Raw genomic sequence first — 25,010 nt, forward strand, 5'->3', positions numbered from 1 at the left:
GTCTATTTTATATCGATGGCTACACTCGGATATACAGTTGGTGACGTGGCTTTTAATTCTGAATTGGATTTTTATTTTAGAATGACCCTTTTTACATCATTTCTGATAACTATTTTAATGGCAAAGAAATACTATTCATAAAATATGATGCTGGGCAAATAATGAATGTGGCTATTGTTCGTCTTGTATCTACAAGTGTTCTTTAGTTTGGTGCGAATTTCAATACGCGAGTAACACAAGCAGATAGAAAATCTGGTTTTAGTTTCACAACTCAAGTAAGACGTCATATCGAAGTGCTGTCGATTGGGGTATGATTCTGTCAGCGAATTGATTGGATCATCACATGTCTTTACCACACGTCATTTTAACCGTTTTAAGCCAAAAAGAAGCCACTGGTTACGATATCACCAAAGCATTCTCGCAACAGGCCGGACAATATTGGAAAGCCAGTCATCAGCAGGTTTATCGTGAACTCAGCAAAATGCTGGAAAAAGAATGGGTAACTTGTGAAGCGTTATTGCAAATAGGTAAGCCTGATAAAAAAGTCTACGCCATCACTCAATATGGCACTCAAGCTCTAGCCGCTTGGTTTCAAAAACCACTATCACACACCGAATTACGTGATGAATTTAGTGCTAAACTCATGGCTTGTACGGTTCAATCGCCTCAACCATTAATCGAACAGCTTGAAAAATTGATCCCTGAAAGCGAGCTGAACCTACGCCATTATCAGCAGTTGGATGCTCGTTATTCACTCCAATCAACCTTATCAAACGCATTACGATTAGAGAGACTTACCGTGCGCCGTAATCTTCTTGAACATCAATCTTGGCTAACTTGGGCGATAGAGGTGAAGCAAGAGCTGGAGTCAATGCGGATTAAGGGATAAGCATTAGAATTGGTATCCCTCTCCGTACCTAGATGCACTAAAATCCGTAAGCCACTACAAGTGCAGCTTACGGATTTTATGTGTAATACGTATAGTTACGTTAAACCCTGAAGTCTATTTATCCTTACATCGGTTATTTAAATATAAACTCAAGAAATTGAATTATAAATCAACAATAACACCACAGTAACGATAAGGCATTTCAGCATAATATAAACTGGCTTGTTCCATTTTTTTATTTTTTTTATGTAAGCCATGTACTTACCATGGATTGGAGTGATTTTATTACCAATTCCGCTTTTACTAGCGTCAATGTTATCCACAAAAAATAAGCTATTAAAAAATTTAGAAAAATAATAATACATTTTTTGGACAGTCTTGGATTTTAATGGCCTATCAATATCAGACATTAAAATAATACGTGGAGTATCACTATCATTGTGAGTGTGGTGAGCATAAGTTTCATCAAACAAGATTGATTCACCATCATTCCACGTTCTCCATTGGCCATCCACTGAAATAGCACAATCTTTAGAATTTGGCGTATTCAACCCAAGAGAATACCGCAAACTCAAAGCAAATGGGTCGTGGTGTTTGCCTAGTTTTTTCCCAGGATTGAGGCAAGCAAATAACGCTAGGTTCATCCCAGGAACCTGATCAATCAGTTCCATCGTTTTAGGAGCCAATTCACGAGCTGACGATATATCACAATCGTATACCTTTAAATAAAAGCTAGTCCATCGATTATCTTTATAAAAAGAACTAGATGGTAAATCATTTTTAATGGCGATATGGCCATTTTCATAAAGAGCTAAAGCTTCATCTCTTATTAGCTCCCAATTGTTTTGCAAAATATCCAGTTCTGGAAAATGCTTACGATCAACAAAGGGTGTTCGCGGTACTTTCGATAAAAGATAGATAGGAATGTTAAAAGGAACCATAAATGTAGAAAAGTCAGACAACTGGCGACTTAATTTTAATCGATCACGATTACGAATGCGGATAAAAACAATAGATAGCACATAAATTAAAAGCACTAAAAGAGAGAAAAACAACATAGATGAACACCGATAAATATAAAAAGGTCAGTAACTTTCATATTACCCGACTCAAAAGATATTCTCTAACATAAAAAGTGATGTTCACTCTCTAAAAAACGGAGTTTATTATGGTTAACATGTTAAATAGGCCAAATGACGCCAAAACACTCGTTAGGATAACTAAAACGTGCCTAAGAGATGAAATAATCGATCACTTAATATTAAGTAATATTTTGCGTCACGATATATGAAAGCTCACTCATGGCTAAAACTCAATTTGGTGCGGTCACATCACTCCTAAAAAACGCTCCTGCGCCACTATCCAAAATGACGATTCAAAGTTCGTTTCAATAATCTGGAATATTGACTACCCGCTTACACAAGCCCCAAAAATAAAAAAGACCTACCGCGAGGTAAGCCTTCTGCTAACTAGATTCACAATGTAATCAAATTTAAAGGCTAGGACGAACGCCTAACGTATGGCACAACGCGTATGTCATTTCAGAGCGGTTTAGGGTGTAAAAATGGAAATCTTTTACTCCTTCACGGCTTAAGGTACGAACCATATCAATCGCTTGGCTTGCTCCTACCATTTGACGAGTCACCGGATCTTCATCCAAGCCTTCATATTGTTTTGCCATCCAGCTTGGGATACGCACATTGGTCATATCCGCAAAACGTTTAGCTTGTTTGTAATTAGAGACTGGCAAGATGCCTGGAATAATTTCAACATCAATACCAGCGGTTACGCAACGGTCACGAAAACGTAAGTAGCTTTCCACATCAAAGAAAAATTGAGTGATGGCGCGGTTAGCACCAGCATCGACTTTACGTTTTAGATTAATTAAATCAGCTTGAGCATTTTTCGCTTCAGGGTGAATTTCTGGGTAAGCGGCGACTGAAATATCAAAATCAGCCACACCTTTTAAGAGTTCAACTAAATCAGACGCATACATATCTGGTCTACCACCAGTTTGAGGTAAATCACCACGTAGCGCTACGATATCGCGAATACCGTTATTCCAGTAATCTTTAGCAATATCTTTAAGCTCATCACGGCTGGCATCAATACAAGTTAAATGCGGCGCAGCAATTAAGCCGGTTTGCTCTTTGATTTCTTTAATGATGGAGTGAGTACGATCGCGTTCACCTGAATTGGCTCCATAAGTGACCGAAACAAATTTAGGTTGCAGCGTTTTTAACCGATGAATAGATGCCCAAAGCGTTTCTTCCATCTTTTCACTGCTTGGTGGGAAAAATTCAAAAGAAACATTAATCTTGCCAGCAAGATCGGCCACGTTGTGATTGAGTGCGTCAATATGACCTGCATGTGAATAGCTCATTTCTTTTTCTCCCTGTGGCAAAGCCACTTATAAATCCATAGCCGCGAAGCCACTTAAAAACGGATAACAGCAATACTGCTCATTTTAAAATAATACTTACTTAACAAGGCGTGTTGAAACACGTGTTATAAATACTTCTGGACGTCCATACGTCTAAAGAATGTCTTGAATGTAATCTAATGTCAACGATCTAAAACATGAATTTTTTTCATATTTAATATGAAAATGTTCCACACAATAAAAATGCCATCTAAAATAACCGATGGCATTGAAATACATTAAAATTAATTCTTAAATTACAATAAGATAGAAAGACGATTCAAATCAGATTGTAATGCACCAGCCGTGACCGCTTTACCCGCCCCCGGCCCACGAATCACTAAAGGGTTCTCTTTATACCAGCGACTTTCAATCGCAAAGATATTATCGCATGGCAATAAGTTCGCTAATGCATGCTCTGGGTTTAATGCTTCTACTCCAACCGTGGCTTTACCATCACGACTTAATCGTGCGACATAGCGTAACACTTTGCCATTCACTTGAGCTTTCTCTAAACGTTCGCTTAAGCGTTCATTAAGCAATGCGCCTTGGTCAAAGAAGTCATCCATTGAAATTTCTTGCAACTCTTGCGGCACCAAAGACTCAACTTTGACATCCTCAGGCTCAATTTCAAAGCCCGACTCTCGAGCCAAAATAACCAATTTTCTCATCACATCAGAGCCATCAAGATCTGAGCGAGGATCCGGTTCTGTCAAACCTTGTTGCCACGCTAAATCGACTAAATCACTAAATGGAATGGAGCCATCAAATTGTTGGAATAACCACGATAATGTCCCAGAAAATATGCCTGAAATCGCGGTGATATCGTCGCCACTATCACGTAAGTTACGTATCGCATAATTGACCGGTAAGCCCGCACCGACCGTAGCATTATAAAGCCAATGACGGCCCGTTTTCTCAAACGCATCTTTTACGGCTTGATAGCGAACTGAACTGGCTGAACCCGCCACTTTATTCGCACAAATTAAATGCATCCCATGCTCAGCGATACTTTCATATTGCTCAGCTAAAACGTTACTAGCGGTCACATCCATCACCACGACTTCATCGTATCGAGTTTGGTGCGCCAGTGTTTCTAACCATGTTTTACCATCATTTTTGATGCTCTCGTCAGAAAATTTCGACAATGCATCTTTTGCTTGGATGCCGTTTAAATCCAACCAATATGTTTGACTATCGACTACGGCCACTAAATCAAAACTCATGCCGCTGCGTTTTTCTAATTCAACCTGTTGCTCTTGAAATAGCGCTAACCAACTTGAACCAATATTACCCTTACCACACAGAGCAATAGCAACGCGCTTCTGAGCTTGAAACAATTGGGAATGCATTCCTGATACAATTTTAGTCACATCGGTGCGACGTAAAATTGCCACTAGGCTTAAACCTGAGTCGGCGGCTGAGAAGAATTCAACAGGGGCATCTTTGAGTTGTTGGTAAAATCCATAGCTATGATTTGCATTGTTTGTCACACCGGCGCCAACCGCGGCAACCATGGAATAGCCTTCTTTCAGTTTGATTTCAGCGCCAACGGCAATATCTTGTAAATAAGATAAAGCATCGCCTGAAATCTCCGGAGTGTAAGCTAATAATAGGCAGCCCTGATCTGGCTGTGATTCCATGGCTAATGGCTGTAATTGCGCGCGAGATAAAGAACGAATCACATCGGATTGTAAACGTTCAAAATCATGCCCTGTGCCAAAATGAATTTGTACCATCAGCACCTCATCAATCGAGGTAATAATTTTGGCGCCGCGCCCTGATGCCAATACTCGCTCAATACGAGTTGAACCTGACTCTGGTTGATAGCTGCAACGTAGGCTTAAATCCATTGTACTTTGCGCTACTGGTTGCAAGGTTCGGCTATGTAAAACGGGTGCCGCAAGACGAGCAAGTTCACTGGCTTCGTCAAGGCGTAAAAGTGGCAATAGGCAAGCATCAGAGACTTTACGAGGATCGGCGCTAAATACACCCGCCACATCACTCCAGATCGTGACTCTCGTTACTTCGGCTAATGCACCAATCACGGTAGCAGAATAATCGGAACCATTGCGACCAAGTAGTACTGTTTCGCCGGCCGCATTACGAGCCATAAATCCAGTAATAACAATTCGAACCTTACCATGCTGTGCTAAGCAATCTTTGAGTAATGGTAATGAACGAGCGCGATCGACTTCTGGTTGAGCGCCCCGTTCTGATCGTAAAAAATAACGGCTATCGAGTTGAGAGGCTTCCATATCTAAATGACATAATAAAGCCGCTAATAAACGAGAAGACCATACTTCACCATGACCTAGGACATCGCAACGAGTCACAATGCTAATAGGTCCGGTAAGATCACTTAATGCTACAAATTCATTATGCAGTAAGTCTAATAATGGCTGCGCCACTTCTATTGGTAACAGTGACTCGACTAATTCGACTTGAAATTGACGTAACTGCTGCAGTATTTCATGCGCAATACGGCCATCTTTTTCCAATGCAGCTAACCAATCAATTAATCGATTGGTGGTACTGCCCGCGGCGGAAACAACGACCAAATCAGATTGATCAGAATACTCACGCAAAATATTTGCAACGCGCTTATAACACTCGGGATTGGCTAAACTGCTCCCACCAAACTTATGTAACTGACGAGCCGTTGTCATTTAGGCTACCTCTTAATAATGTATTGTGCTGACTATTTTTATTGCACTTGTTGAAACGCTTGTTCTAAATCAGCAATTAAATCTTGGCTATCTTCTAATCCGACTGACACTCTAAGCAATGTCTGAGCAATGCCCGCTTCTGCTTGAGCTTCATCTGACATTGCGCGATGTGTCATGGAAGCTGGGTGGCATATTAGGCTTTCTACCCCTCCTAACGATTCCGCTAGCGAGAATAATTGTAACTTACCGACAAAAGTCTTTAATTGATCCATGCTGCCATTAAATTCAAAACTCAACATTGAACCAAAACCGCTTTGCTGCGCTTTTGCAATTTCATGCCCGGGATGGGTGGGCAAACTTGGATGATAAATGGTGCTTACCAGTGGTTGCTGTTGTAAGTACGTTAATAACGCCTGAGCACTTTCTTCATGCACTCTCATTCGCGCAGGCAGCGTTCTTAATCCACGCAAAGTCATATAGCTATCAAAAGGCGTCCCAGTCGCCCCAATGCAATTTCCCCACCAAGATAAGGTATCTACATGTTCAGGATCTTTAGCAATAATCACGCCACCGATTACATCCGAGTGACCATTAATATACTTAGTGGTTGAATGCACAACAAAATCTGCGCCTAGAGTAAGTGGCTTTTGGTATATCGGTGTCATGAAGGTGTTATCAACCGCCACCATTGCACCAACTTGTTTGGCTTTTTGACACGTTTTAGTGATATCCACTACTCGAACTAACGGATTCGATGGGGTTTCTAATAAAATCAGTTTTGGTTTCTTTGCAATCGCCGCATCAAATTCAGCTTGATTGGATTGATCGACAAACTGCACTTTAAAATCGCCTTTGAGCGCGCGAGTATTAAATAAACGGTATGTTCCGCCATAACAATCATGCGGCGCAATAATTAAGTCATCTGGGCTTAAAAAAGCAGACACCCATAAGTTCAAAGCAGAAGTTCCACAATTGGTGATCACCGCGCCTGATCCTGATTCTAATTCTGATAATGCTTGCTCAAGCAAACCACGATTAGGATTACCTGAGCGAGTATAGTCATATTTAGGCACTTCACCGAAAGCAGGAAAACCATAGTTGGTCGAAAGATAAATCGGTGGGACAACCGCATGATATTGGGTATCCGATTCAATACCGGTGCGAACGGCAACAGTTGCAGGCTTTCTTGAACTCATGGTTGATTCCTTTTCCATTGACAGAGAGACTATAATATTGAGCTGAGTAGCTCATACAACAAATAATTTATATAAAAAATAGTTTATACAAAAAAGCTTATATCGACTTAAATAACGTACATATGAAGGCTTAATCTTACCGTTTTTTAGTCAGTATCGATCTTTTCTGCTACTTTACCCTCACAGAAAAGAGACGTCAACACCTCCAGACGTCTAAGCGTCTTTACTTATGGCAGTCAATGCCGCTAAAATTGCCGTCCTAACACTTAATTTAGATAATAAACAACGAAGGTGCGTAATGGCCGATTGGAATGGGGACTACATTAGCCCATATGCGGAACATGGAAAAAAAAGTGAACAAGTCAAAAAAATCACTGTTTCTATTCCGCTAAAGGTACTAAAAATATTGACGGATGAGAGAACTCGCCGCCAAGTTAACAACCTGCGCCATGCCACCAATAGTGAATTATTGTGTGAAGCATTTCTGCATGCTTATACCGGTCAACCTCTACCAACCGATGAAGACCTACGTAAAGATCGCCCCGATGATTTACCTGCTGAAGTCAAAAGACTGATGACGGAAATGGGCATCGAATTTGAATCTTTTGATGATTAAAACTATTGATAATGAAAACAATTAATCATTAATATCCTTAGTCGAATTTTTTGTCGTTCATTACTAAAAAAAATTCATAGCTAGAAAAACAAAGCCCGATCAAACGTACATTTGATCGGGCTTTTATTTTTCTTCAAATTCTTCCTGTAACGAAATACTCAGAGAATGAAGTGTATTTACTTATACTTCTCAGGCAATGCAATACGCGCTACACCTGATTCAACCGCAGCGCGAGCAACCGCACCAGCAACGCGCGGTAATAAGCGTGGATCCATTGGTTTTGGAATAATGTACTCAGGGCCAAACGCTAACGATTTCACACCAGAGGCTTGCAATACTTCTTCAGGAACGCCTTCTTTCGCCAATTGACGAATCGCTTCTACCGCTGCCAATTTCATTTCAATATTGATCTCACTAGCACGAACGTCCAATGCGCCACGGAAAATGAATGGGAAACAAATTACGTTATTCACTTGGTTTGGATAATCGCTGCGCCCAGTACCCATGATCAAATCGTTACGTACTTTAACGGCAAGTTCAGGTTTGATTTCAGGATCAGGATTCGAACAGGCAAATACCACAGGTTTATCAGCCATTAGTGCCAAGGCCTCTGGTGGCAATAGGTTCGGGCCTGATACGCCTAAGAATAAATCCGCGCCAGCAATAACATCTTCTAGAGTGCGAAGATCGGTATTATTCGCAAATAGTTCTTTGTATTCGTTTAAATCGTCACGGCGAGTGTGAATAACGCCTTTACGATCCAACATGTAGATTTTCTCGCGTAATGCGCCACATTTGATTAATAACTCCATGCACGCAACCGCCGCCGCGCCAGCACCTAAGCAAACAATCTTACATTCAGATAGTTTTTTGCCTTGCAACTCAATCGCATTCAACATGCCAGCTGCCGTTACAATCGCCGTACCATGTTGGTCATCGTGGAAAACAGGCACATCACAACGTTCAATCAACTGACGTTCAATTTCAAAACAATCTGGAGCCTTAATATCTTCCAAATTGATACCACCAAAGGTATCGGCAATGTTGGCGACCGTATCAACAAACTCGTCGATGGTGCGGTGCTTAACTTCAATATCAATCGAATCTAAGCCTGCAAAACGTTTGAATAATAATGCCTTTCCTTCCATGACAGGTTTTGAAGCCAATGGGCCTAAGTTCCCTAACCCTAAAATTGCCGTACCATTTGAGATAACCGCAACCAAATTGCCTTTGCCAGTATATTTGTAAGCATTATCAGGATTCAGTGCAATTTCACGCACCGGCTCTGCTACGCCTGGGCTATAAGCTAAAGCAAGATCTTCAGCAGTATCAGCAGGTTTAGTAAGAGATATAGCAATTTTCCCCGGAATGGGTTGTGCATGATAATCTAAGGCTTGCTGGCGAAAATCTTTGGTTTTTTGAGTCTCTGACATAATGTAGGGGTTCCTAAGAAAAGAAGGCAGGAATAGCAATAATAATAGATTGAACAGTAAGTTCCTAGAGAGTGATCTCTCTTTCGCCTTAATTTTAAGTAATAAAAAAGGGACGCCGAAGCATCCCTTTGAAATTTGTCTCTAACTCTAAAAAATTTTTTAGGTTGAGATTATTTGCTGCTAAGAGCACCAAAACGCTTGTTAAAGCGATCAACACGGCCGCCAGTATCAACGATACGTTGCTTACCAGTGTAGAACGGGTGACATTTGTCACATACGTCTAAGTGGATAGTGTCTTTAGCTAAAGTTGAGCTGAACTCAAAAGCGTTACCACAAGAACAAGTTGCTGCAACTGCTTTGTATTCTGGGTGGATACCAGTTTTCATAGGACAAACCTTAATATTGGTCCGTATCGCTATCTGGTTCTTTCCTTCTATCCATTCTTTTATAAAAAAAGAAAAAAGAAAACAGGATGCCAGACACCATACGTAGTGTTAAAAATAATGTAGAAATCTACATCGTTCGAGGCGCAGTATAATAATGAATACCTGCCCATCGATCAAGATATTTGCTCTCTTTTTCAGCATTTATTCTGCACGTGGGTTTAATCTCTTTATAAGACATCGCCTTACTATAAATTGATACAGCAAGGCGACAAGAGCGTTAAGCCTCATGAGCTTAGCTCATCTAAATAACTGGAGTGAGTAAACGCCGTCAACAAAGCTGCGGTTTTAAGTACGAAGAGTATATCTTCTCGAAATTACACAGAGCTTGCTTTACTATACCGAAACGGATGAAGTCGCCACTTCGTACCAAGGACATAACTCATTTAATGGGAACTCACCAGCTATGTATCTCAACAACTATGCGTCTTAATCTCTATGCGCCCTAATATCGCCCAAGTCGCTCTGCCTGTTCCATTGGACAAATGTTTTGACTATCTCATTCCCAATTATTTATACCCTGTAGTTGGTGGTCGTGTTTCCGTCCCTTTTGGCCGCCAAACGTTAACTGGAATCGTCACCGCATTAGTGAATACCTCTGACTTTCCTATCGAACAACTCAAACCCATTAAAGCTTGTTTAGATAGCCAACCCGTGTGGCCGACACCTTTGTATCAATTACTCATTTGGTGCAGCCAATTCTATCAATATCCACTCGGTGATACATTTTCACTGGCACTTCCATCCTTATTGCGTAAGGGCAAAGAAGCCAGTTTCGCCAGCCTTAAACAATGGCACATTACCGATTCAGGTAAGGATCAGCTGAGCGTCGGATTTGGTCGAGCTCATCTACAAGCCAAGGTCATGCGATTGCTCGAAAAGGCCCCCGCGCCTCATTCCGTTATGATTGAAGAAGAGGTGAGCAGCAGCACCTTAAAAACCTTACAAGATAAAGGTTGGATTAGCGCGACCTACACGCAGCCCACCACATCACGTTGGCCCGCCGAGATTGAAAATGAACAATACAAGCCAAAGCTCAACGAAGAACAAGCGATTGCGATTGCCACCGTCAATAACGTGCAAGGCTTTGGCTGCTATTTATTAGATGGCGTCACCGGTTCTGGCAAAACAGAAGTATATTTAAGCCTAATCAAACCGGTGCTAGACAAAGGTCAGCAAGCGCTAATTCTAGTGCCTGAAATTGGTTTAACCCCGCAAACCATTCAGCGCTTTAAGCGTCGTTTTAATGTTCCCGTCGAAGTCATTCATTCGGGCTTAAATGATACGGAGCGCCTCAATGCTTGGTTGTCTGCACGAGATAAACAAGCTGGAATTGTGATTGGTACTCGTTCTGCCCTTTTTACCCCTTTTGCGAATTTAGGCATCATCATTGTTGATGAAGAACATGATGCTTCGTATAAACAACAAGACACCTTACGCTACCATGCGCGTGATGTTGCCGTCATGCGCGCTCATAAAGACAACATTCCCATCGTATTAGGCTCCGCGACGCCAGCACTTGAAACATTGCATAATGCACAAACCGGAAAATATCACTACTTAACTTTAACTAAGCGGGCTGGAAATGCTCAAGCCGCCACGCATAAAGTTCTCGATATTAAAGGCTTATATTTAGAAGGCGGTTTGTCTGCGCCATTAATGGCAGAAATGCGTCGTCACTTAAATGCCGGCAATCAAGTGATGCTCTTTTTGAATCGACGTGGTTTTTCCCCAGCCTTGATGTGCCATGAATGTGGTTGGATTGCCGAATGTAAACGTTGCGATGCTTATTATACTTTCCACCAAGGCAGCCAAGAAATGCGCTGCCATCATTGTGGTTCGCAAAAGCCGGTGATCCACCAATGTGATGGATGTGGCTCTACCCAATTAGTCTCGGTTGGCGTTGGTACTGAGCAACTCGAAAAGCAACTCGAAATACAATTTCCCGAATTTAAAACCTTGCGCATTGATCGCGACAGCACTCGCCGAAAAGGCAGCTTAGAGTCAGCGTTAGAATCGATTCGCAAAGGGGAGTATCAAATTTTAATTGGCACTCAAATGCTCGCAAAAGGCCACCACTTCCCCAATGTTACTTTAGTGGGACTAATTGATGTCGATGGTTCACTGTATAGCAGCGATTTCCGCGCCTCAGAACGTCTAGCGCAACTGTTTATTCAAGTTGCAGGTCGCTCGGGTCGAGCCAGTAAACCAGGGGAAGTATTATTGCAAACCCATCACCCTGAGCATGCTTTACTGCAATCATTGTTGCATAAAAATTATCATCACTTTGCTCAGGCAGCATTACAAGAACGTAAAATGGCCTTGCTGCCACCCTTTACTCATTTAAGCTTAATTCGCGCCGAATCTAATCAAAATGAGGCAACGGAAAACTTTTTACGCCAAGTTCGCCATACCTTAGAAGCGCACCCATTGTTTGATGAAACTTGCATGGTACTCGGCCCTATGCCCGCCCCATTGTCAAAACGTGCAGGAAAATACCGATGGCAACTACTATTGCAAGTTGAAGCTCGATCAAAAATGCAGCGAATATTGGCATCATCGAAGCCTGCGATTCAATTATTGCCTCTTGCCAAAAAAGTACGTTGGTCACTCGATATCGAGCCGCAAGATCTCAGTTGATCTTGAAATGTTACGACAAACTGAGCAACAAAATAATTGAATGTGAGTGACATCACTTTCTTTCTGTAATTATTGCTAACTAGTTCGTGTTAAGGTCTTAATTTAAAGCATAAAATAGCAACATCTTCGCTACGCGTCCCCTCATAAAAATAAAGGGATTATTTTTATTATTTTGCTTATATCGCTGTCGTAATTTTTTAGGATATAAGTCAGTTATTGCCTATTTGGGCTTTTTTAGGGAGAAAACATCATGGCGACAATGAAGGAGGTTGCTCAACTTGCAGGTGTCTCCACCGCGACCGTATCAAGAGCGTTAATGAATCCAGAAAAGGTCTCATTCACCACACGAAAGCGAGTGGAAGATGCTGTTTTAGAATCAGGATACTCTCCTCATTCTTTGGCAAGAAACTTACGACGCAATGAATCTAAAACCATTATTGTTATCGTTCCTGATATTTGTGACTCTTATTTTTCTGAAATTATTCGAGGTATTGAAGATACCGCAGCGGATCATAACTACCTCGTTTTATTAGGCGATAGCAGTCAGCAGCTTAAGCGTGATTCCACTTTTATTAATCTACTTTTCACGAAACAAGCTGATGGTATGCTATTACTCGGCAGTAGTACGCCTTTTGATATCAGTAAACCTGAACAGAAAAACTTACCGCCTTTGGTCATGGCGTGTGAGTATGCTCCTGAATTAGAACTACCCACCGTTCATATTGATAACTTGACGGCAGCGTTTGACGTCGTCAATTATTTAACTCAAATGGGGCATAAACGTGTTGCCGAAATGTCAGGTCCTGAGCAGGCATCACTATGTCAGTTCCGCCATCAAGGTTATCAACAAGCATTACGTAGAGCCGGGCTCGAAATGAATCCTAGCTATAAAGTTTGTGGCGATTTCACGTTTGAATCTGGTGTAATCGCTGCCGGAAAATTATTAACACTACCAGAGCCACCAACGGCTATTTTTTGCCACAATGATGCAATGGCAATTGGCGCTATTCAGCAGGCCAAAAAGATGGGTTATCGTGTCCCTCAAGATCTTTCCGTTGTGGGTTTCGATGATATTCAATTTTCCCAATATTGCGAACCACCTTTAACCACAATTGCCCAACCTCGCTATGAAATTGGTAAACAATCCATGCTGATGCTACTAGAGATATTAAAAGACCATGAAGTCAGAGCGGGATCTCGCCTACTTGAAGCTAACTTAGTGATCCGTAATAGTGCTGCGCCGCCTAGAATATAAGTCACAGTTAGAATAGAAATAGAAAACACCCTGACCAACCCAAAAAATACAACTGATTATAGTGAGAGTAACCATATAAAAAACAAGGCAACCAACAGTAGAATGGATAGATATTTGGCACAATTGGTATTACTATATGGCTCCTTTTTAAACCATACAGAATTGTAGAGCGCCGTGGCCAATAGAGATTACGTAAGAAAGAATCCTGCACCAAACAAGAAAAAAAATACTCGCAGACCCGCGCCTAAGAAAAAAGTGCCTCAACGTGCTATTCCTTGGAAAGCGGCGATCATTGCGATTATTTTACTTGGTGGTTTAATTTCTTTGTTATCAATGCTAAGCAGCGATCCTGAGCCTAAAAAGCCCAGCGTTAAAGATATCCTTATAATTACCCCGACTAAAACTAAACCCGCACAGGTATTGCCACCACCTCCGGAAGAGAAGTGGGATTACATGGAAAGCTTGCCTAAACGCGAAATCGAAGTACAAGCGAAAGAACAAGTGGTGCCTAAAATTCCGTATATAATGCAATGTGGTGCATACAAAACGGCCCCTCAAGCTGAGCAACGTAAAGCCAATATCGCTTTCCAAGGTTTAACAAGTAAAGTTCTAAAGTTAGAGGGCAGCAGTTGGTATCGTATAATTCTAGGCCCTTACACTTACAAACGTGATGCTGTAAAAGAGCAACATATCTTACAACGCGCCAAGATTGAGCCTTGCATCATTTTGAAGGACACTCTAGGAAAATAAAAAAGCGAGAGCCGATAAATATCGTAACTGGCATGTCTATTGCCAATCTATTATTTTCGGCTCTCGAGCAAAGCATCCTTCACCGCTGTGACATTTTATTCCCCTCCCTTGAATTCCATCTCTCTTAACCACATATAGATTAGAACACCAGAATAAGAAGAAGAGGTTTCTCGTGACTACGATAGTATCTGTGCGCCGTAATAATAAAGTTGTCATCGCCGGTGATGGCCAAGTCTCTCTAGGCAACACTGTGATGAAAGGCAATGCGAAAAAAGTACGCCGCCTTTATAACAATAAAGTACTCGCCGGTTTTGCGGGTGGCACTGCAGACGCCTTCACTCTGTTTGAACGTTTTGAACGCAAACTTGAAATGCATCAAGGTCACCTAACCAAAGCGGCTGTTGAGCTTGCTAAAGACTGGCGTAGCGATCGAGCTTTGCGCAAACTCGAAGCCATTCTTGCGGTCGCCGATGAAACTGCATCATTAATCATCACTGGTAATGGCGATGTGGTTCAACCTGAAAATGATCTCATTGCGATCGGTTCTGGCGGCAACTTTGCCCAGGCCGCCGCTATCGCCTTACTTGAAAATACCGATTTAGAAGCTCGCGACATTGCAGAAAAAGCATTAAACATCGCTGGTGATATTTGTGTATTTACCAACCATCACCATACGATTGAAGAATTATAAGCATTATTTTTTTGCTTGATTTCCACTCATATCAACGCTTTTAACTGAATATATAAGTAAGGCATAGTTGATGCATTGCCTTGTATCTTCTTAAATAGAAGGATAAATAATTTTATGTCTGAGATGACTCCTCGTGAAATTGTTCATGAACTGAACCAACACATTATCGGTCAAGATAAAGCCAAACGTGCGGTTGCTATTGCACTGCGTAACCGCTGGCGCCGTATGCAGCTATCAGAAGATTTCCGCGCTGAAGTGACCCCAAAAAATATTTTAATGATCGGCCCTACCGGTGTGGGTAAAACAGAAATCGCACGCCGTTTAGCAAAATTAGCGAATGCTCCATTCATTAAAGTAGAAGCCACCAAGTTCACCGAAGTGGGTTATGTGGGTAAAGAAGTGGAAAGTATTATCCGTGATCTCATGGATGTTTCGATTAAGCTCACCCACCAACAAGCGACTGAAAAAGTAAAATTCCGAGCAGAAGAGCAAGCGGAAGAACGAGTACTTGATGCCCTATTGTCGCCGCCACGTGAAGGCTGGGGACAAGATGAACAGTCAAAAGAAAGCACATCGAATACTCGTCAAATCTTTCGTAAAAAACTGCGTGAAGGCCAATTAGACGACAAAGAAATTGAAATTGATGTTGCCGCGCCACAAATGGGCGTTGAAATCATGGCGCCTCCTGGTATGGAAGAAATGACCAATCAACTGCAAGGTATGTTTCAAAACCTAGCCGGTGATACCAAAAAGAGTCGCAAACTAAAAATTAAAGATGCACTTAAAGCCCTTGTCGAAGAAGAAGCCAGCAAGCTAGTAAATTCAGAAGACATCAAAGAACAAGCGATCTTTAATGCTGAAAACAACGGTATTGTGTTTATTGATGAAATCGACAAAATCTGTAAGCGTGCCGATCAAACGGGCGGTGGCGATGTCTCTCGTGAAGGGGTACAGCGCGATCTTTTACCTTTAGTCGAAGGCAGCACAGTATCAACCAAACATGGAATGGTTCGCACCGATCATATTTTATTTGTGGCATCTGGCGCATTCCAAACCGCAAAACCATCGGATCTCATCCCTGAGCTACAAGGTCGTTTGCCAATCCGTGTTGAACTAGAAGCACTAAGCAGTAATGACTTTAAACGCATATTAACTGAACCTCACGCCTCATTAACTGAGCAATATTGTGCATTGATGGGAACTGAGCAAGTTGAAGTGACGTTTACTGAAGATGGTATTACGAAAATTGCTGAAGCAGCATGGCAAGTAAACGAAAGTACTGAAAACATTGGTGCTCGTCGTCTTCATACAGTTATGGAGCGTTTAATGGATGAAATATCCTTTGATGCCACTGACAACCCAGGCAGCAAAGTAGAAATCAATGCCGAATACGTTCACAAACGCCTTGGTGAATTGGTTGCCGATGAAGATTTGAGTCGATTTATTTTATAAAATGACAACGTTACATTCATAAAAAGCTCGCCTAGTGCGAGCTTTTTTTATTGTGAATTAGAAGTCCTTCCTACCTATCGATTTCTTATTATGGCTCGCTCTTAACATCATTAATTTTACCAACATAAGGAAACATCAGACTACGGCTTCAAGTACGACAGGTATACGTATATAATTTAACGACTATTATTAAAAAACAGTCTCTATATAAGCACTTATGAAATCATCTTTTGCTATTTGGCTCGACGCTGCTCGGCCTAAAACCTTATTACTTGCCATTGCTGCTATCGCAACCGGTAGCAGCCTTGCGTATGCCGACGGCCACTTTTCTTTTGCTATCTCATTTTTGGCCCTTCTCACCGCAACACTATTACAAATCTTATCCAACCTCGCCAATGATTATGGCGATGCCGCTCAAGGCACTGATAATGAAAATCGTATTGGGCCTATTCGCGGCATGCAGCAAGGTGCGATAACGCAATCAGGCATGAAAAGAGCCATTTCATTTAATATTGTTTTGATCATCATTAGTGGCTTAGCTTTGGTTTTCTATGCCCTACAAAGCCCAACCAGTATCATGGCATTTATTGCTTTAGGTCTACTATCCATTATCAGTTCTATCGCTTACACCATGGGCAGTAAACCTTATGGCTACGTTGGTTTAGGCGATATTTCAGTTTTCTTATTTTTTGGCTTATTAGCCGTTTTAGGCACCTATTTTCTTCATACTGGAACCGTACATCTTTCCTTATTGTTGCCAGCTATAGGATCAGGGTTATTTTCTATGGGCGTATTAAATATCAATAACATGCGTGATGTAGAAAACGATACTGTCAGCCATAAACGCACTATTGTGGTTCGCATTGGTACCGACAAAGCAAAATGCTACCACCTAACGTTATTAACTTTTGGTTGGCTCACTCTAGCGGGTTATATTTTGTTTCATACCGAAGCGACTTGGCCAACGTTATTGATGCTTTTGCCTTTAATTTTGGTTATCAAACACGGTAAAACCATTTGGAGGATTCAAGAGGCGAAGCAATTTATCCCTATGCTTCCAGATATGGTGAAATGCGCCTTTATCACCAATATAACCTTTGCCATTGTTCTCGTTTTTGACACTGCATAAATCTTATGACGTAGCGATAAATGACCGCTCAGATTCCTTATTAGATCAAACTCTAGTCAGGAAAATGAGCTTTGTCATTGCAAAGCAATATTGACCCTATATACTCGTTAATTATCCCCCGCAAAGAGAATAACCGCTATGGAATATAATACCTCTGCACTGTGTGATATCTATCTTGACCAAGTAGATGTAGTTGAACCAATGTTTAGTAATTTTGGTGGATTATCATCGTTTGCTGGGCAAGTAACCACAGTAAAATGCTTTGAAGATAACGGTATTATCCGTTCTGTTCTGCAAGAAGAAGGGACTGGACGTGTTCTATTAATTGATGGCGGTGGCTCATTACGTCGCGCTTTAATTGATGCGGAATTAGCGACTCTAGCTGAAGAAAATTCTTGGGAAGGCATTGTGGTTTACGGTAGCGTCCGTGAAGTCGATGACCTTGAAGAACGACAAGTTGGTATTCAAGCTTTAGCGGCTATCCCTGTGGGCGCAACTCAAAATAATATTGGTGAAATCGACGTTCCGGTTAACTTTGGTGGCGTCACTTTCTTACCGGAAGATTACCTCTATGCCGATAATACTGGTGTCATTTTATCTCAAGAACCGCTCGATATTGAGTTGGAAATTGATGACGATGCAGAGTTAGCGGATTGAGCAATTTCTTTAGATAAGATTTAGCTTCTTATTCCTAAGATTCCAAACATACAAAAAACAGAGCCATTTGAGCTCTGTTTTTTATTGTTCCATCGACTATTTGTTTATCAATGAAAGTCGATAATTATTCTACGTCATCCATTTTACCAAGTAGGCCACGAATGCGATCTTGCCAAACTTGTTGCTCTTGACGCAAAGCTTGCGATTGCTGTTCTAATTCAACACGGCTTTCTTTAAGTTGAGTTGATTCTGAAGCCAATTGCTCATTTTTCTCTTTAAGCTCTTCAACTTCCATTTGTAACAAAGCAATAGTATCTACTGCGGTTTGGATTTTTGCTTCTAGTTGCTCTAAAACTTCGAAAGACATCTTTACTACCTGTTTAATGAACTATGATGAGTGATATGACTACGCTATCACTGGTGATACCTCATTCTACTCAGCTTCTTTTTATTCGCCACACTCTTATTGCAGTATTTTTGTCTGTTCGCGCAAAAAAACAACACTTATCACGAAAACATGACAATACCACCCATTGAGTTAATCAATATGCGAAAAAATCCTCACCAACCACATAACAAACTAAGACTATGAATCACAGAAAACCTTAGCCTTTTCCTTCGAAATATAAAAAAGCAAACGTTACCCTTTTGGCTGTGATAAAATCTGCAACGAATTTTCCTACCCACTTGTTTGTATTGGAGTCCCTATGAAACGCGATTTAGCATTAGCATTTTCACGAGTTACAGAAGGTGCTGCGCTTGCTGGTTATAAATGGTTAGGTCGTGGCGATAAAAACGCCGCAGATGGCGCCGCAGTTGAAGTAATGCGTAGCCTACTTAACCAAACTGAAATCAGTGGTGAGATTGTTATCGGTGAAGGTGAGATCGATGAAGCTCCAATGCTTTATATTGGCGAACAAGTCGGCATTGGTGGTGATGCAGTTGATATTGCCGTTGATCCAATCGAAGGCACTCGAATGACCGCTATGGGCCAATCTAATGCCTTGGCTGTATTAGCGGCAGGTGAAAAAGGCAGCTTCTTAAAAGCACCAGACATGTACATGGAAAAATTGGTCGTAGGCCCTGGCGCAAAAGGCGCGATCGATCTTAGTCTATCGATGGAAGACAACCTACGTAACGTAGCCAAAGCCTTAAATAAAGAACTGAACGAACTCACCGTCACAACCCTCGCTAAACCTCGCCACGATGCCATGATCGCGACGATGCAAAAGATGGGTGTGCGTGTCTTTGCTGTGCCAGATGGTGATGTTGCCGCTTCCATCCTAACCTGCATGCCTGATAGCGAAGTCGATATGATGTACTGCATCGGTGGCGCTCCAGAAGGTGTTGTTTCAGCAGCAGTAATTCGCGCTTTAGATGGTGACATGCAAGGCCGCTTATTACCTCGTCATGAAGTTAAAGGCGATACACCAGAAAACCGAACCCATGGTGAATTAGAGCTACAACGCTGCGCAGAAATGGGTGTTGAAGCCAATAAAATCCTCAAAATGGATGATATGGCACGCAGCGATAACGTAGTCTTTGCTGCAACCGGTATTACCAAAGGTGACTTATTAGAAGGCATTACGCGTAAAGGCAATATTGCGACCACAGAAACCTTAGTGATCCGTGGTAAAAGTCGCACCATTCGTCGTATCAAATCGATTCACTACCTTGAACGCAAAGACGACACCATCAAAAAACACATTTTATAGTTTTATTATTATTTAAGTGGTAACACTTCATATCAAAACGCAGCCTCGTGTGAAGTGCTGCGTTTTTTATTACCCATAAATCAGAAGCGTCAAACTGTGCCATATAAACCTATTCGTCATTTGCATTATTTCTTTTTTACTTCATCATATTGGTTAACGATTTATTTACATTTATATCGACAACCGAAGTGTAAAGGCTCAGTGATGAAAACCTCCGATAAAATTCTGCACAAAATAAAACGAGAAGGCAGTATTACCGCACGTCAACTCGCGGAAGATTTATCGATCACACCGATGGGTGCAAGGCAGCATTTACAAGCACTGGAAGATGAGGGACTTTTGTGTTTTTCTGATATCAAAGTGAAGATCGGCCGCCCTGCTCGTCATTGGTCACTCACCAAACAAGGTCACAATGGCTTTATTGATCGTCATAACGATTTCACTATCGATATTATTGATGCAGTAACACATTTATTTGGTCAGCAAGGATTAGAGCAAATTACTGCGGAGCGAGAAAGAAAGATTCTCCATCATTATCAAGATCAGTTATCCACATGTGAAACATTAGAACAACGGTTACGAGCCTTAACTCAATTACGAGAAAGTGAAGGTTATATGGCGGAGCTTGAAACAACACTAGACGGTTACCTTTTAATTGAAAACCATTGCCCGATCTGCCATGCAGCAAAGCATTGTCCCAGCTTATGTCACTCTGAATTTTCGATCTTCACTCAGCTGCTCGGGGATGAATGTCATATCCAACGAACCGAGCATATTATTAAAGGAGCAAGACGTTGTAGCTATAAGATCACCCCAATCAATACCATCACAGCAATAAGCTTAACGTGACGAAATTTCAGGTTTCCCATAACGGTTTTCATTGACCGACCCTTTTAAAAATCCGCATTCGACCAACATCCAAACACCACAAGCTAACGCGACCAATCCCATGAGTGTTTGTCCCATTGAACTCGATTCTGCTCCTATTTCAGGCGCATACAAACGACCGAGAATGAGGGGTACATGCATAAGTAACCACCAATTGGATTTATTTCTATCATGCCAACGCTTTGCCGTTACGGCCAAATCAGGAATCAATAAACCGGCGGTCACAAGCAGTAAAATATAACTCGCCATATTTCCTAAGCCGCTTTGACCGAGAAAAACGCCAGCGCCTAAAATGACAGCATAATAAAAAATATTCCAGATCCAAAAACGTTGCCGACCAATCCTTCCTTGGAAAGAAAACAACCACTGTTTCAAACTCATACTTTTACCTTAAAGTTTATAGGTTAATCACTTTTTGAAAACTTACTTTGTCCATGTCTCGAAGATTGACCGTAAGACTTGCGACAAAATCAGCCTTTAAGCGCAATGCTACCATGATTGATTGAGACAGCGCCTGCTTTTGCTCCATAGTTCTCCCTTCCAGCAACTCAACAGTAACATGAATAAAATCAACGTTATCAGCCTTATCCCCAATCAACCAATTGTGAGTGCGTAAGGTTCTGGACTTCACATCCATCAGTTGAAATAAGCCACTTTCAATCGTGACACGGTGTATATCTTCTAGCAAAGCTTGAACATTGACACGTTCATCTATTGAGTTTGAATATTCCATCACAACATTTGGCATTGGTTTTCCCTCACAAAATTAAACTATTACCAGCGAACCTCTTTCAGCGCTTTAACATACCGAATTAAGGAAAAATAGCCACTTAAGCCACCTGATTTTTTCACTATAATCACACTGTAAATAAATAAAACCGAAACGAGCATTGATGAAGAATATAGACATGACGAGAATCATGATCTCATCACATTAATCTGTTATATTCTTTGGTAGTACATTTTGGGTTAATACCTGAATATTCATTAAATCGAATTGGAGAGAATCCTATGCGTCATCCTGTAGTTATGGGTAACTGGAAATTAAACGGCAGCAAAGAAATGGTTGTTGATTTGCTAACGAGCTTAAATGCAGAGCTTGAAGGCGTGACTGGTGTAGACGTTGCTGTCGCGCCACCAGCACTTTTCATCGATCTTGCAGAGCGCACTCTTACTGATGCGGGCAGCCAAATCATTTTAGGCGCTCAAAACACTGACCTAAATAACAGCGGTGCTTTCACTGGTGACATGTCTCCTGAAATGCTGAAAGAATTCGGCGCTTCTCACATCATCATCGGTCACTCTGAGCGTCGTCAATACCACAACGAATCAGATGAGTTTGTCGCTAAAAAATTCGCTTTCCTAAAAGAAAATGGCCTAACGCCGGTTCTTTGCATCGGTGAATCTGAAGCGCAAAACGAAGCGGGCGAAACTGTTTCAGTATGTGCACGTCAAATCGATGCAGTGATTAATCTGCTTGGCGTTGAAGCGCTTAACGACGCGATCATTGCTTATGAACCAATCTGGGCAATCGGTACTGGTAAAGCCGCAACTGCGGATGATGCACAACGCACTCATGCACAAATCCGTGCTCACATCGCAGCTAAGTCTGAAGACGTAGCAAAAAATGTTGTGATCCAATACGGCGGTTCTGTAAAACCTGAAAACGCAGTAGCTTACTTTGCACAACCAGACATCGATGGTGCTCTAGTTGGCGGCGCAGCCCTTGACGCGAAAAGCTTTGCAACCATTGCTAAAGCAGCAGCTGAAGCGAAAAAAGCGTAATTCTTGTTATTTAGGCTCTAAAAAATAAAAGACAAAAGGTTAGTGAGAAATCACTAACCTTTTTTATTGAATTCTTATTTAAAACAAAAAACCGCTGGCTTTCACCAACGGCTTATCAAACAAAAGTATGAATACTCTAAAGAATTAGAACAACTCTTCCGCAACTTTGTAGAGATCTTTACGTACCGGACGACGCATATTTTCAATTGCATCGATAATATCGTGATGCACTAGCTCTTCTTTTTGAATACCAATACAACGCCCACCGTGACCTTCAATCAATAGATGTACTGCATAGTTCCCCATACGAGAAGCCAATACGCGATCAAATGCCGTTGGACGACCACCACGTTGAATATGACCTAATACCGTTGCGCGAGTTTCACGACCCGTTGCCGCTTCAATATCTTTGGCAAGCTCATAAGCATCCATCTGCAATTCAGTCAGTGCTATAATCGCATGCCTCTTACCTTTGGTAATACCGTCTTTAATGTTTTGGATAAGCGCATCTTTATTAAGATCATTTTCTGGCGTAATAATATATTCACAGCCACCCGCAAGCGCTGACATCAAGGTTAAATCACCACAATGGCGACCCATAATTTCAACAATCGAAATACGTTGATGAGAGGTAGAAGTATCACGTAAACGGTCAATCGCATCAATAACGGTATTTAACGCCGTCATATAACCAACCGTGTAATCGGTACCTGCAATATCATTATCAATTGTGCCAGGAAGACCAATACATGGAAAACCCATTTCAGTCAGTTTTTTAGCCCCCATGTAAGAGCCGTCACCACCGATAACAACCAGTGCATCGATACCATATTTTTTTAGGTTAGCAATGCCCTTTTCTCGCACTTTTTCATCTCTAAATTCCGGAAAGCGAGCCGAACCTAAGAAGGTACCACCACGGTTAATCACATCAGAAACACTAGAACGTTCAAGTTTTTCGATTCTGCCTTCTACTAAACCAAGGTAGCCATCATGAATACCATAAACTTCTAAGCCTTCAGTTAATGCGGTACGTACCACACCACGAATCGCTGCGTTCATACCAGGTGCATCACCACCACTTGTTAAAACACCGATCTTCTTAACCATGTTTTCACCCTCTAAAATTTCAAAATATAAAAATTGGTTTACTTGAATCTTCAACGGCATATTTGGCTAATCTGCGCCAACTTAATTCGAGATCCAGTGTTAGGTATAAAAACTTATCACCTATTATCATAATAAGTGTATTTCAGCCTTTTTATACCCCTATTATTTAAAACTATGGCTTCAATTACTTTGGATATACTTTTTGTTCGCAGTATACAAGTGTAAGCAATATACAAGCTTGTGGTGAAAGTGTGTTGATTCACATCACTTTCACACTCCTTTTCTATGGCCAATAAGATAGTCAATTGTGAGTACCTTGTCTCGACATAATGATCTATCTCACATAATTTTATTCTATATAGCGACCACTTGCTAACTTAATGGCCGATATTTTGCCCCAGGCACGACGGAGATTGGATCTTGGTGAATCAATACATCCGAATATGGGAATAGATTATCTAATTTTTTTTCCACTTGATCAGAGATTCGATGCGCATCCAGTAGAGGCAAGTGATCATCTAACTCAATATGCACTTGAATAAAACGAACAGGGCCAGACATTCTCGTACGCAAATCATGCGCGCCTAACACACCCTCAACCGACACACAGGCTAAATGAATAGCATCGACTTCCTCTTCCGGTAACTGGCGATCTAGTAACGACTGCACCGCTTCATTCGCCATTTGATACGCACTGTACAAAATGTAAATACCAATACCGACAGCAAAAATGGCGTCGGCTTGCTTTAGCCCATACCAACTGAGTACCAAAGCAATCATGATGGCAATATTCATGAACAAATCTGTTTGATAATGCAAAGAATCAGCTGAAATGGCTTGGCTGCCCGTTTTTCTGACCACATGTTTTTGAAATAGAACCAAACCAGAAGTGAGCAAAATAGCAAACCCACTGACCCATACGCCGATCTCTGGCGACACTAAAGCTTGTGGGCGAAAAAAGCGATCCACACCATTCAAGACCAAAAACACAGCTGAGCCCGAAATAAACATTGCTTGCGCTAAAGCCGCTAACGATTCCGCTTTGCCATGCCCGAACTGGTGTTCTTCATCAGCAGGTTGCAGTGCATAACGGACCACCAATAAATTGGTTAATGAGGCTGCCATATCCAATAATGAATCAACCAATGAGGCCAATAAACTGACTGAATTAGTTTCCCACCATGCGATCACTTTCACGATCAACAAAATAGTCGCTATAACCATTGCCGCCCATGCCGCAGAATTAACTAACTTTGCGTAATTTTTTTCCATT

At 41.5% G+C, this 25,010-nt stretch carries 23 protein-coding genes; 12 read left to right on the forward strand and 11 right to left on the reverse strand.

Annotated elements, in window-relative coordinates; all coding sequences use genetic code 11:
- The first annotated feature begins 343 nt into the window (after positions 1-343).
- On the forward strand, positions 344-889 hold the full coding sequence (locus FH976_RS10870) for a PadR family transcriptional regulator (RefSeq protein WP_194090883.1): 546 nt from the start codon (positions 344-346) through the stop codon (positions 887-889).
- A 149-nt stretch (positions 890-1,038) separates the two neighbouring features.
- Here the strand turns inward: FH976_RS10870 and FH976_RS10875 are convergent, their stop codons facing one another.
- The 4 genes from FH976_RS10875 to FH976_RS10890 all read right to left on the reverse strand — a co-directional run bounded on the left by FH976_RS10875 (position 1,039) and on the right by FH976_RS10890 (position 7,176).
- A complete protein-coding gene (locus tag FH976_RS10875) occupies positions 1,039-1,947 on the reverse strand; it encodes an aspartyl/asparaginyl beta-hydroxylase domain-containing protein (RefSeq protein ID WP_194090884.1) in 909 nt (302 codons plus the stop codon).
- A gap of 434 nt (positions 1,948-2,381) precedes the next feature.
- Positions 2,382-3,272, reverse strand: coding sequence for a methylenetetrahydrofolate reductase (metF, locus tag FH976_RS10880; RefSeq protein ID WP_194090885.1), 891 nt, complete (start codon positions 3,270-3,272; stop codon positions 2,382-2,384).
- A 296-nt stretch (positions 3,273-3,568) separates the two neighbouring features.
- Positions 3,569-5,980, reverse strand: a complete 2,412-nt coding sequence (locus FH976_RS10885) for a bifunctional aspartate kinase/homoserine dehydrogenase II (RefSeq protein ID WP_194090886.1) — start codon at positions 5,978-5,980, stop codon at positions 3,569-3,571.
- 38 nt (positions 5,981-6,018) lie between these two features.
- A complete protein-coding gene (locus FH976_RS10890; protein ID WP_194090887.1) occupies positions 6,019-7,176 on the reverse strand; it encodes an O-succinylhomoserine (thiol)-lyase in 1,158 nt (385 codons plus the stop codon).
- 298 nt (positions 7,177-7,474) lie between these two features.
- Here FH976_RS10890 and metJ point away from each other — a divergent pair, with 298 nt between their 5' ends.
- The gene (gene metJ / locus FH976_RS10895; RefSeq protein WP_194090888.1) at positions 7,475-7,792 is read left to right on the forward strand and encodes a met regulon transcriptional regulator MetJ; all 318 of its coding nucleotides are present in this window, start codon (positions 7,475-7,477) and stop codon (positions 7,790-7,792) included.
- Positions 7,793-7,968: 176 nt separating this feature from the next.
- Here the strand turns inward: metJ and FH976_RS10900 are convergent, their stop codons facing one another.
- Positions 7,969-9,225: a malic enzyme-like NAD(P)-binding protein gene (locus tag FH976_RS10900; RefSeq protein WP_194090889.1), complete on the reverse strand. Its 1,257-nt coding sequence runs from the start codon at positions 9,223-9,225 to the stop codon at positions 7,969-7,971.
- A 170-nt stretch (positions 9,226-9,395) separates the two neighbouring features.
- A complete protein-coding gene (gene rpmE, locus FH976_RS10905) occupies positions 9,396-9,611 on the reverse strand; it encodes a 50S ribosomal protein L31 (protein WP_190331196.1) in 216 nt (71 codons plus the stop codon).
- Positions 9,612-10,106: 495 nt separating this feature from the next.
- On the opposite strand from rpmE, the gene priA reads away from it, so the two are divergent.
- The 7 genes from priA to rraA all read left to right on the forward strand — a co-directional run bounded on the left by priA (position 10,107) and on the right by rraA (position 18,242).
- Positions 10,107-12,308 carry a primosomal protein N' gene (gene priA / locus FH976_RS10910; protein WP_194090890.1) on the forward strand — a complete coding sequence of 734 codons (2,202 nt, stop codon included), beginning with the start codon at positions 10,107-10,109 and terminating at the stop codon, positions 12,306-12,308.
- A 250-nt stretch (positions 12,309-12,558) separates the two neighbouring features.
- Positions 12,559-13,563, forward strand: a complete 1,005-nt coding sequence (cytR, locus tag FH976_RS10915; protein WP_194090891.1) for a DNA-binding transcriptional regulator CytR — start codon at positions 12,559-12,561, stop codon at positions 13,561-13,563.
- 174 nt (positions 13,564-13,737) lie between these two features.
- Positions 13,738-14,313, forward strand: a complete 576-nt coding sequence (locus FH976_RS10920; RefSeq protein WP_194090892.1) for an SPOR domain-containing protein — start codon at positions 13,738-13,740, stop codon at positions 14,311-14,313.
- A 172-nt stretch (positions 14,314-14,485) separates the two neighbouring features.
- Complete coding sequence (hslV, locus tag FH976_RS10925) at positions 14,486-15,004, forward strand: ATP-dependent protease subunit HslV (protein WP_190331199.1); 519 nt, start codon at positions 14,486-14,488, stop codon at positions 15,002-15,004.
- Positions 15,005-15,118: 114 nt separating this feature from the next.
- The gene (gene hslU, locus FH976_RS10930) at positions 15,119-16,456 is read left to right on the forward strand and encodes an HslU--HslV peptidase ATPase subunit (RefSeq protein ID WP_194090893.1); all 1,338 of its coding nucleotides are present in this window, start codon (positions 15,119-15,121) and stop codon (positions 16,454-16,456) included.
- Positions 16,457-16,673: 217 nt separating this feature from the next.
- Positions 16,674-17,585, forward strand: coding sequence for a 1,4-dihydroxy-2-naphthoate polyprenyltransferase (locus FH976_RS10935; protein WP_194090894.1), 912 nt, complete (start codon positions 16,674-16,676; stop codon positions 17,583-17,585).
- A gap of 138 nt (positions 17,586-17,723) precedes the next feature.
- Positions 17,724-18,242: a ribonuclease E activity regulator RraA gene (gene rraA, locus FH976_RS10940; RefSeq protein WP_194090895.1), complete on the forward strand. Its 519-nt coding sequence runs from the start codon at positions 17,724-17,726 to the stop codon at positions 18,240-18,242.
- Between the two features lie 124 nt (positions 18,243-18,366).
- Here rraA and zapB read toward each other — a convergent pair whose 3' ends face one another.
- On the reverse strand, positions 18,367-18,609 hold the full coding sequence (gene zapB / locus FH976_RS10945; RefSeq protein ID WP_194090896.1) for a cell division protein ZapB: 243 nt from the start codon (positions 18,607-18,609) through the stop codon (positions 18,367-18,369).
- A 340-nt stretch (positions 18,610-18,949) separates the two neighbouring features.
- Here zapB and glpX point away from each other — a divergent pair, with 340 nt between their 5' ends.
- Positions 18,950-19,957: a class II fructose-bisphosphatase gene (gene glpX, locus FH976_RS10950; protein ID WP_194090897.1), complete on the forward strand. Its 1,008-nt coding sequence runs from the start codon at positions 18,950-18,952 to the stop codon at positions 19,955-19,957.
- A 204-nt stretch (positions 19,958-20,161) separates the two neighbouring features.
- Positions 20,162-20,806, forward strand: a complete 645-nt coding sequence (locus FH976_RS10955) for a helix-turn-helix transcriptional regulator (RefSeq protein ID WP_194090898.1) — start codon at positions 20,162-20,164, stop codon at positions 20,804-20,806.
- Here the strand turns inward: FH976_RS10955 and FH976_RS10960 are convergent.
- Positions 20,798-21,226 carry a DUF805 domain-containing protein gene (locus FH976_RS10960; protein ID WP_194090899.1) on the reverse strand — a complete coding sequence of 143 codons (429 nt, stop codon included), beginning with the start codon at positions 21,224-21,226 and terminating at the stop codon, positions 20,798-20,800. The genes FH976_RS10955 and FH976_RS10960 overlap by 9 nt on opposite strands.
- A 16-nt stretch (positions 21,227-21,242) precedes the next feature.
- A complete protein-coding gene (locus FH976_RS10965; RefSeq protein WP_194090900.1) occupies positions 21,243-21,593 on the reverse strand; it encodes a 5-carboxymethyl-2-hydroxymuconate Delta-isomerase in 351 nt (116 codons plus the stop codon).
- Positions 21,594-21,856: 263 nt separating this feature from the next.
- Between FH976_RS10965 and tpiA the strand changes: the two genes are divergently transcribed.
- Positions 21,857-22,630: a triose-phosphate isomerase gene (gene tpiA, locus FH976_RS10970; protein ID WP_194090901.1), complete on the forward strand. Its 774-nt coding sequence runs from the start codon at positions 21,857-21,859 to the stop codon at positions 22,628-22,630.
- 144 nt (positions 22,631-22,774) lie between these two features.
- Here the strand turns inward: tpiA and pfkA are convergent, their stop codons facing one another.
- Together pfkA and fieF are read right to left on the reverse strand one after the other, a co-directional pair.
- The gene (gene pfkA, locus FH976_RS10975) at positions 22,775-23,737 is read right to left on the reverse strand and encodes a 6-phosphofructokinase (RefSeq protein WP_194090902.1); all 963 of its coding nucleotides are present in this window, start codon (positions 23,735-23,737) and stop codon (positions 22,775-22,777) included.
- Positions 23,738-24,109: 372 nt separating this feature from the next.
- Positions 24,110-25,009, reverse strand: a complete 900-nt coding sequence (gene fieF, locus FH976_RS10980; RefSeq protein ID WP_194090903.1) for a CDF family cation-efflux transporter FieF — start codon at positions 25,007-25,009, stop codon at positions 24,110-24,112.
- Position 25,010 lies beyond the last annotated feature (1 nt).

The sequence above is a fragment of the Vibrio hibernica genome, from assembly GCF_015223435.1.
In the GTDB taxonomy this organism is placed as follows: domain Bacteria; phylum Pseudomonadota; class Gammaproteobacteria; order Enterobacterales; family Vibrionaceae; genus Vibrio; species Vibrio hibernica.